This is a genomic window from Microcoleus sp. AT3-D2 (assembly GCF_036705715.1).
Lineage (GTDB): Bacteria > Cyanobacteriota > Cyanobacteriia > Cyanobacteriales > Microcoleaceae > Microcoleus.
Genome location: NZ_JAUBVE010000021.1, coordinates 83300 through 92611, shown reverse-complemented (window position 1 = coordinate 92611; position 9312 = coordinate 83300). Strand labels below are relative to the sequence as shown.

General features: G+C 46.7%; 8 protein-coding genes. 3 read left to right on the top strand and 5 right to left on the bottom strand.

Annotation, left to right across the window (positions count from 1 at the left end):
- Positions 1–160 precede the first annotated feature (160 nt).
- Complete coding sequence (locus QUB44_RS12220; protein ID WP_333367321.1) at positions 161–739, top strand: NACHT C-terminal helical domain 2-containing protein; 579 nt, start codon at positions 161–163, stop codon at positions 737–739.
- 6 nt (positions 740–745) lie between these two features.
- On the opposite strand, the gene ftsH4 is transcribed toward QUB44_RS12220, so the two are convergent.
- The 3 genes from ftsH4 to QUB44_RS12205 all read right to left on the bottom strand — a co-directional run bounded on the left by ftsH4 (position 746) and on the right by QUB44_RS12205 (position 4282).
- Positions 746–2620 (bottom strand): ATP-dependent zinc metalloprotease FtsH4, encoded by a 1875-nt coding sequence (gene ftsH4 / locus QUB44_RS12215; RefSeq protein ID WP_333367319.1) that lies wholly within the window; start codon positions 2618–2620, stop codon positions 746–748.
- 230 nt (positions 2621–2850) lie between these two features.
- Entirely contained in the window at positions 2851–3324 is a 474-nt protein-coding gene (locus QUB44_RS12210) for a tryptophan-rich sensory protein (protein WP_333367316.1), read from the bottom strand.
- A 112-nt stretch (positions 3325–3436) separates the two neighbouring features.
- Complete coding sequence (locus tag QUB44_RS12205) at positions 3437–4282, bottom strand: M48 family metalloprotease (protein ID WP_333367314.1); 846 nt, start codon at positions 4280–4282, stop codon at positions 3437–3439.
- Positions 4283–4566: 284 nt separating this feature from the next.
- On the opposite strand from QUB44_RS12205, the gene QUB44_RS12200 reads away from it, so the two are divergent.
- A complete protein-coding gene (locus tag QUB44_RS12200; RefSeq protein ID WP_333367311.1) occupies positions 4567–5916 on the top strand; it encodes an ATP-binding protein in 1350 nt (449 codons plus the stop codon).
- 187 nt (positions 5917–6103) lie between these two features.
- Positions 6104–6670, top strand: a complete 567-nt coding sequence (locus QUB44_RS12195) for a hypothetical protein (RefSeq protein ID WP_333367308.1) — start codon at positions 6104–6106, stop codon at positions 6668–6670.
- A gap of 375 nt (positions 6671–7045) precedes the next feature.
- Here QUB44_RS12195 and QUB44_RS12190 read toward each other — a convergent pair whose 3' ends face one another.
- Both QUB44_RS12190 and QUB44_RS12185 read right to left on the bottom strand, forming a co-directional pair.
- Positions 7046–8242 (bottom strand): GNAT family N-acetyltransferase, encoded by a 1197-nt coding sequence (locus QUB44_RS12190; RefSeq protein WP_333367306.1) that lies wholly within the window; start codon positions 8240–8242, stop codon positions 7046–7048.
- 275 nt (positions 8243–8517) lie between these two features.
- Positions 8518–9219 (bottom strand): RibD family protein, encoded by a 702-nt coding sequence (locus tag QUB44_RS12185; RefSeq protein WP_333367303.1) that lies wholly within the window; start codon positions 9217–9219, stop codon positions 8518–8520.
- Between the last annotated feature and the right edge of the window lie 93 nt (positions 9220–9312).

The following is a 9312-nucleotide window of genomic DNA, read 5'->3' as shown; positions in this document are numbered from 1 at the left end:
AGTTTTTGAGCAACAGCTTGCCTGAGATTCAAAGGTGGCTACTTTTAGCTGCGCTCATTTTTTAGTCTAAACTACAGTAAATAACAAATCCAAATCTATAAATTCATCTCATCAGCAAAATGCTATTCGGGCGCTTTATCTAGCCCGTGTCCTCAATTCAGTGCCGAGTATAGCATCGTTAGTTTCAGACCCATTCCATAAATTTCGTACTCTATCTAAAGTATTAGATGGGCAAATTTCTGATAGTAATGAGATTGACCTTATAATTGACAGATTGATGTATTATCTTATAGAAACAGTTACGTTTTCAGAAAGAATAGAAGAAACTATCATACGTATAAAAATGTTAACAGCACTAGAAATAAATACAGAATTTCGTTCAACATTGTTATGTATAGTAAATACTTTACATTTTAGAGGTAAAGATTACCGGGTGTTGAAAGCTCTTCATAATATTGCAATTGAACACCGGAATATTGGGCATAGATGGGTATTAAGTGACACGCAAAAGAATTTATTTTGTCAGTATTATAAAGCTAACGATCTTCTCCTTTACTGTCTTATGAATCAGTCTAATATTGACACCAATGTTCGTGAAGAAATAAAAGAAACATTGTTGTTGCCCATTTCAGTGAATAAAGAAAGAAAAGAAACCGGGTTTTTACTGAGAATACTTCGCTGTAGCCGACAAATTCGTAAAAAACCCGGTTTCTGGACTCTCATGGGTAAGTCTGATTAAACCCTATTAAACTGAAGCCGCAACCTTATCTAAAGGCCGCACTTGACCGAGGAATTCGCGAAGTGCGTCACCTTCCACCACCTCAGTTTCCAACAGTTTCTGCGTAATTGTTTCCAACAATTCCCGATTTGCTGTCAGAATATCCAAAGCTTGCTGATGTGCAGTTTCGACAATTTCCTTCACTTCTTGGTCGATCGCCTCAGCAGTCTGAGCACTTACCGCACGGCGGGCATTTCCCATACCGTCATTGAGGAACATTGATTGTTGACCTCGATCGTAAGCTAGAGGCCCCAAAACCTTACTCATCCCGTAAGTCGTCACCATCCGTTCAGCTAAATCAGTCGCCCTTTGCAAGTCATTTGAAGCGCCAGTAGTAATGCTACCAAACACCACTTCCTCAGCCGATCGCCCTCCAAGCAGTGTAGCAATCTGACCCCGCAACTCCGATTCATCTAACAAGAAACGGTCTTCAGTGGGTACTTGCAACGTGTAACCCAATGCAGCCATACCGCGCGGGACGATCGAGATTTTTGACACTTCGCCGCCGCCCGTCATCGCAGCACCCACCATCGCGTGCCCGACTTCGTGGTAAGCTACAATCTTTTTCTCTTTTTCGTTGAGCACCCGGCTTTTCTTTTCCAAGCCAGCTACAACGCGCTCAAACGCCTCATAAAAGTCTTCCTGCGCCACAGTTAGTCGCTTGTTACGAGCGGCTAACAAAGCAGCTTCATTGACCAAATTTGCCAAATCTGCGCCCGAAAAACCGGGGGTACGAGTGGCGACGGCCTTCAAGTCAATATCCGGGCCCAACTTCACTTTTTGAGAGTGAATGTTCAAAATTGCTTCGCGGCCGGATAAGTCGGGGCGATCGACTAAAACTTGGCGATCGAAACGACCAGGGCGCAACAAAGCAGCATCCAAGCTTTCTGGGCGGTTAGTTGCAGCCAGCACAATTACCGTAGTATTGCCCGCCGCGAAACCGTCCATTTCAGTTAATAATTGATTGAGAGTTTGTTCGCGTTCATCATTCCCACCGAAGCTAGCGTTACTGCTACGAGATTTGCCGATCGCGTCCAATTCATCAATGAAAATAATACAAGGAGCCTGTTTCTTAGCCTGCTCGAATAAATCTCTAACTCTTGCAGAACCAACACCTACAAACAGTTCCACAAACTCCGAACCGGAGATGCTAAAAAACGGCACGCCAGCTTCACCAGCCACTGCTTTAGCTAACAGAGTTTTGCCAGTTCCCGGAGGCCCGACTAACAGCACGCCTTTCGGAATTCTCGCGCCAATTGCCGTAAAGCGATCGGGAGTTTTCAGGAATTCAACAACTTCGACTAATTCAGTTTTAGCCTCTTCTACTCCAGCCACATCAGCAAAAGTAATTTTCGCCGATTCGCCTTCTACATAGACCTTAGCTTTGCTTTTGCCGAGCGACAGCGCGCCCTGCGGCCCACCGCCCTGTCTGTTCATGAAAAATTGAAAAATCGCCACAAAAATCAGCGGCGGAACTACCCAGCTTAAAACACTGCCGATCCAGCCATTTTTGGAAGGAGGAGTTGCCGCAAATTCAACGCCTTTTTCTTGTAAAAGTTTAGGTAATTCCAGGTCAAAAATCGGCGTAGTTGACAGCACTTGACCGGGTTTGTCGCCTTCACCTTTGAGTTGGTAGCGAATTTCATTTTGACCTACCGAAGCTCGGACTACATCTTGTTCTTGTACTTGATGGACGAACAAGCTGTAAGGTACTTGCGGAATTTGGGGGCCGAACAAATTCGGTAAAAAGATGTTTGCCAGCAAAAACAAACTTGAGAGCAATAACAAAATATTGCTAATTTGGCGAAAACGAGGTGCTTGGGGCTGGTCTTTAATAGCCATTGATAACTGTCATCCTTTGATTTAAAGCAGTTTTATTCATTTATTTTCTCATCAAATACCCACAGACTGTTAAGCGGATTTCCTCACTTTATCGGGTGGGTTAACCCGCTATCACAGATTTGCTATTATTAACAATGTTTTTTTTAACGAACCGCGAAGACGCTAAGGACACGAAGGAAGAGAAGAGAAGAGCGTTATAGTATGTAGGGGGGCCGAAAAACACCGAATATTTATGCAGCTTCTGGGTTTAATTGAATCATTTCCCAAGTGGTATAAGTGCCGATCGCACCCCAAATCACGTAAGGCAAAAGTAACAAAGCCGCTGTTTGAGAAATCGGCAAAACAGCCAACGTCAACACAGCTCCCACAATCTCGCCAGCCCCTCCCAAAATCGTCCCTACTTTGAGACTTTTGGCTCTGAGAGTAGCAGGAATATAAGCAACTGTTACAATTTCTAAAAGCAAGTACAAAGCCATCAGCAGCCAAGTTTTAAGGCTCCCTGGCTCCTGTTCCCACACGAAAGTAGCACTGCCGGCCCCGCAAGCAAAAATCACCGTCCAAATTAACGGAATAGCAGGCTCAAAAAACATCCAATCCGGTCTTTCAAGTTTGACTGCCCAGTTAATATCGCGCAGTTTAAAAAACAGAGTACCGAACGCGACTGAGAAAGTCACGCCGCCGATAATCATCCAAGATTCAATCATGGTTTTCAACTTTCCAATTGCTCGATCGCTCATTAAGTCGATCGTGCCAACTCCAAGCCGAACTTAGATCCGCCTTTAGTAATAACTTTTGTAAAGCCCGATGCAATTATTGCTAACCGCCCGACACATTCTTAGCAAACTCATCGCGTCCAGACACCAAATTAGCTGGAACGCCGTTAGGGTAATTTTTCGTGATTAAAGCTTGCAACTTTTGAACTCGGTTTTCAGGGTTTGGGTGAGAACTCAAAAACTCCGGTGGCGCTTCGCCCTTCCTAGCGGAACCGAGAATTTTCATCACCTCAACAATACCTCTAGGATCGTAACCCGCTTCCGTCATAAACCGAAAACCGAGCCGATCGCTCTCAAGTTCGTCCGATCTACCGTACCGCAAACCGACAACTTGATTGACAGCTTGAGCAATTAATGCTGCCTGCTGCCCGCCCCCGCGATCGTCGCTAGTAGCCACCCCAACCGCCGTTACCAAAGACCTGCCGAACTGCTGTTTTGCCAAGTGTTCCGCACCATGGCGGGCCACAACGTGACCGCTTTCGTGCCCCAGTATAGCGGCCAACTGAGCCTCCGAATTCAGCCGGCGCAGCAGCCCCGCAGTAATGAAAACTTGTCCCCCCGGTAAAGCAAAAGCATTGACAGTTTGGGCGTCTCGCAGCAGGTGGAATTCAAACGGATAACCCGCTTGTTTCGCCGCCGAACTGTTGACAACTCGTTCGCCGACTCGATCAACATACTGCTGAATACTCTGGCTAGGATAAAGCCCCCCATGTTTGGCCGCCATTTGATCTCGCGCCCGCAATCCCAAAACTATCTCTTGGCGGGGAGAAAGCTGCACGCGCTGTCTCTCTCCAGTTACCGGATTTTCTACGTCGTTTGTAAAATAGGTTATTGCTCCAAAAAATGCCATTAATAGCCCGATCGCGGCTCGAAATAAAAATTTATTCACAGGCTTTTACCTAAAAAGTTTCGCGCTTATAATACTATGCTGACAGCTCTCTCGACATCTGTCTGAAGTATCAAGAAGGGAAAGTTGTTAGAGTTTTTTGAGATAATTTGCGAACAAGGCTTTTTTTAACGAACCGCGAAGGCGCGTTAGCGAAGTGGCGCGTTAGCGCTAGGGCACGAAGGAAGAGAAGAAGAGAAGAAGATAATAGAAGAAGGTTATAGTTATTAAATCGGTTAAATCTATTGAATCCATTACACAATCCGTTGCCGAACTTCTTTCGCAATATGTTCCAAGCTACCCGCCGCCGCCTCGCTATTTGGTACACTGCTGTTACTGCTGTATTGTTACTTGTATTCGCCACAGGTTTCTATTTCTACGTCCGCAATACTTTGATCGATCGCATAGATGACACCCTCAATCATGTTGTCGAAGTAATAGAGCGAACTCTCGTTATCGAACCGCCAACTTTCCCTAATACCAAAGATAAAAATAAATTGCAAGTTAATATTCAAGCCAGTTTTCGAGATAGCACCGATGCAGTAGAAGATGACCACATTGATTTAGAATGGTTCAGTCCTACGGGCGAATTGCTATGGTCTACATTATCGGAACCGCTGAATATTCCCATTCACGCTAACCGCACCGGCGAAACAGTTTGGATAATTAATAATAAGTTGCAGTCGGATCAAAATTATTCCCTCAGACAAGTAACGCAGCGAGTAGAAAGTGGCCGCCAAGTTCTGGGATATTTGCGAGTCAGCCATCCTTGGTTTGAAGTGACAAAACCCATCCGCCAATTAATTCTCGATTTGATTTTGGGCGCGGGTTTAACTCTAATTTGCGTTGCAGCTATTGGCTGGCTGCTGTCGGGATTGGCGATGGCACCGATACGGGAGTCTTACGGGCGTCTCAAACAGTTTACCGCTGATGCTTCTCACGAACTCAGAAATCCGATCGCCACTATTCAAACTAACGTCCAAGTAGCTTTGGCCGAACCGGATATCGAACCGCAGCAGTACCAACAGCTACAAGTTATCGAACGCCTAACGCGCCGTTTGGGGCGCTTGGTTGACGATTTGCTGTTTTTAGCCAGACAAGACAGCGGTATCGTTCAGCAGCAGTGGATTGAGGTTCCTCTCGATGCTTTGCTGATGGAGGTAATTGAAGAACAACAGGCGATCGCCACAACCCAAAATCTCTCTCTTTCTTTGGAAATTGTCGATCTGCCCAACGCTGAGGACAACTTTACACTGTTGGGCGACTGGGATCAACTAGCCCGACTGTTTACCAATATCGTCAGCAACGCCGTGCAGTACACGCCCTCTGGCGGCGAAATTGAAGTAAAATTGCAACTTGCAGCTAAAAACAAAAGAAATTCGCCGATATTAAATCCAGCGCTGCAAATCAAAGTAACAGACACCGGTATCGGAATTTCCGCAGAAGCCCTGCCGCATTTGTTCGATCGATTCTACCGCGCAGATCCCGCCCGCACCCACCGCAGCGCCGCTGGTTCCGGTTTAGGATTAGCCATCGCCAAAGCAATTGTCGAAAATCACCACGGCCAAATCCGCATTGACAGCCAAGTCGATCGAGGTACAGCCGTTACCGTCAGCCTCCCCGCACACAAATCCTAAGCATCTCGCCTCTAAAAATCCTCTCTTCCCCTCTTCCTGTGCGCCCTCAGCGTTTAATCACAAAATCTACACATGAAGCCTGATTCTTCCTATATCGCGCCTAAACCCAGCTATTAAAATTCAATTCCCGCATAGATTAACATGAACTTTGTTGGACAACCTCGATCGAACTTGTGAGGAGTTATTTATGTTTCGCCACAATCTACCGTTAAAAAAAATCAGCTTGCTAGCAGCCACCTGCGGAGGTTTACTCGTTAGTCTCGCAACAATTTCCCAGGCAGGCGGCCCACCGCCCCAACAAGGAAAACCCGTTTCCCAACCCGCAGAGACTCCCGCAGCCACTGAAGAACCCGTCAGCGAACCAACTCCGGCTGCCAGTCCGGGCCCCAGCGAGATGCCCTCTACACCAACAGAAGCGCCTGCCCGTTTCCCCATGCCCAGTGCGCGAGTTACGCCTAGCGAAGGCATGATAGTAATTAAACTGGTGAATACCACCAATGCTGTCATCAATTATCAAATCGTAGGCGTCACCCAGCCGCGCACTCTGGGGGAACAATCTGAAATTGTGCTTAAAACCCTCCAAGTGCCAATCACCCTCACTTACCAGCGCCCAGACGGCGGATTGCTGCTGGTTCGCCCCCAAGCAACCGCGATGCCGGGAATGTTGCAAGTCAGTTTCGGCGCGACAACTGAGTTGGCCGCTGATACAAAATCGCTGCAAATCCAGGAAGATGGCAAGGTAATTTTGAATTAGTTTAACTGTTGACTGTTGACTGTTGACTGTTGACTGTTGACTGTTGACTGTTGACTGTTGACTGTTGACTGTTGACTGTTGACTGTTATCATTCGTGTCAACTTAAGACTAAAATCCATAATAAATATCGTTTATAGTTGAGTTTCTAGTCCCCCTAACCCCTATTAATAAGGGGGGGGGACAAGAGTATTCTTACGCCCCCTCTAACTCCCATTAATAAAGGGGAAAGAGCATTCAAAGTCCCCCTTCTCAAGGGGGATCTAGGGGGCTCAAAACTTCGATACAAACGAGATATACACAGGGTTTTAGTATTAGGTTGACACCGATGGGCTGTTACTAATTCCCAATTTCCAATTCCAAATTCCCAGTCAACCGTCAATCGCCGAGTAACAAAGGAGGTAACTTAGTAAAAGGTAAATCCTCGTTGACTGCATCAATTTCTTCCTGTTCTCTTTCGTTGATTTGACCGATATAAGACTTGAGAATTTGCGCCAGACGGTTGTTATAAAATCGGTGCAAACTATAATTTGGCGTAGCTGGAAAGCCGCGCCGTTTTTTGTGCCGTCCGCCGGCACCGGGATCGAAGCTTTGGATGCCCCGATTGATCGCCCATTCGATCGGCGTATAGTAACAAGCATCGAAGTGCAAGCAGTCGATTTCCTGCAAACTTCCCCAATAACGCCCGTACAGTCGATCGCCCTTATACAAACAAAAAGACATACCCACAGGCTGTCTGTCATCTTCCTTGTCGTAGGCGGCTACAAATAAAACTCGATCGCGATAATTGTGGTGCAACTGTTCAAAAAATCGCTTAGTCAGATACTTGCTGCCCCACCAACCAAATTTGTCGCAAGTATTCTCATAAAAAGCATACATTTGAGCAAACATAGCTTGGGGAATTTCATCGCCAGTCAGCGTTTTTACCAACAAACCAGCTTGATCGACTGCTTTGCGTTCGCGTTTGATATTGCGGCGCTGGTTAGCATTAAAAGCGCTTAAATAACCGTCAAAATTTTGATAGCCTTGATTTTGCCAAATATAGCTATGGTGCATCCAAGTGCTGAAACCGTGGCGTTCCATTCTTTCGCGCCATTCGGGATCGACATAAAGGAAATTGCAGCCGGAGATATTGTGGCGATCGCAAAAATGGTCGATCGCGCTTACCATTACTTCGGTTAATTCGTCTTCATCTTCTCCCTCGGCAATCAAAAACCGATAGCCTTCAGCCGGAGTAAACGGCGTCATTCCCATCAATTTGGGATAATATTGAACACCCAAACGTTGAGCTAAATCGGCCCACTGATTGTCGAACACAAATTCGCCGTAGCTATGGCTTTTGACATAAAGTGGCGCGCAAGCAATCAACTGTTTGTCTCGCCACACAGTCAAGTGATGCGGCAGCCAACCGGTTTTACCTGTTGCACTGCCCGATACTTCGAGATTGTTCAGCCAATCCCATTCCAGAAATGGAGTTTTTAGTGGCATCGCCAGGGCATCCCACGACGCTTGCGGGATTTCGCCTATTTTGCTAATCCAGGCTACAGAATATTCAGGTTTTGGCTGTTTCAGCATAGGGAGATTTGAGCGTAGAGCGATCGAACTTCATTTAACTTAATACAATTATTCGCTCGCTGGGAAAGCTGAATGGCAACTGGTGTCAACTGAACCTTGAAACCTGACAAATCTCGCTTTTGTCCGACACCCGATCCCCCTAAATCCCCCTTAAGAAGGGGGACTTCGATCGGAAGGGGGACTTTGAGCGCCTCCGGTTCCCCCCTTCTTAAGGGGGGCTAGGGGGGATCGGAGGGCTTAATCGTCAAACCCTAGTCTCGGAGTACGTTTGAGCTTTAGTTAGTTCGATCGACCCGATAATGCAAAAATACCTCTTGTCCCACCTGTTTAACCGCCAAAAGCTGCAATTTCGGAGCTAAATCCGCCAAAAAACCCTTTCCCTCCACTGGTGTCGGTGCATCCGCGCCGCCCAAAATTAACGGGCACACCGTCAGCCAAAGTTCGTCTACCAAGCCTGCAGCCAGCACAGACGCTACCAGCTTTCCCCCGCCCAGAATCGCCAAACGTTGGATATCGAAGTTTGCTAGCTGTTGAAACGCATCAATCCAATCAATCTCTCCACCTGCGGTTTTCGCATAGATAATTCGATCAAACTTACTGTTTGTCATCGGGTAGGGAAACGGCATTGCCGTGTGCCTAATGTCTTGCCCCGTCAGCAGCCACCGAGGCACCGGTTGCTGGAAAAATCGCAAATTTGGGTCAAATTGGGACGATCGCGAACACACAATTTGCACCGGTTGTAGGGGCTTCCCTTGCAGTTCCCTCTGTTCGAGCAATTCCGGCGAAATCACTCTCATCGTCGTTCCATAAGCCTGTAACGTGCCGTTGCCGAACAAAACCGCGTCACTTGCTGCTACTTGCTGTTCGAGGTGGGCTTTGTCGTTGGCAGAACCGAATCTCGCGGGCGATCGTACTGCATCTGCAATTTTACCGTCCGCACTAATCGCGAGTATTACTGTTGCGTGAGGTTCAGTCATGACTTATCAGAATTTCGCAGAACAACATTTAACTGTACCAATTCATAACTATTTGTAAAGTTTGTTTTCAACTCGCTCGTACTGGTTTTATTT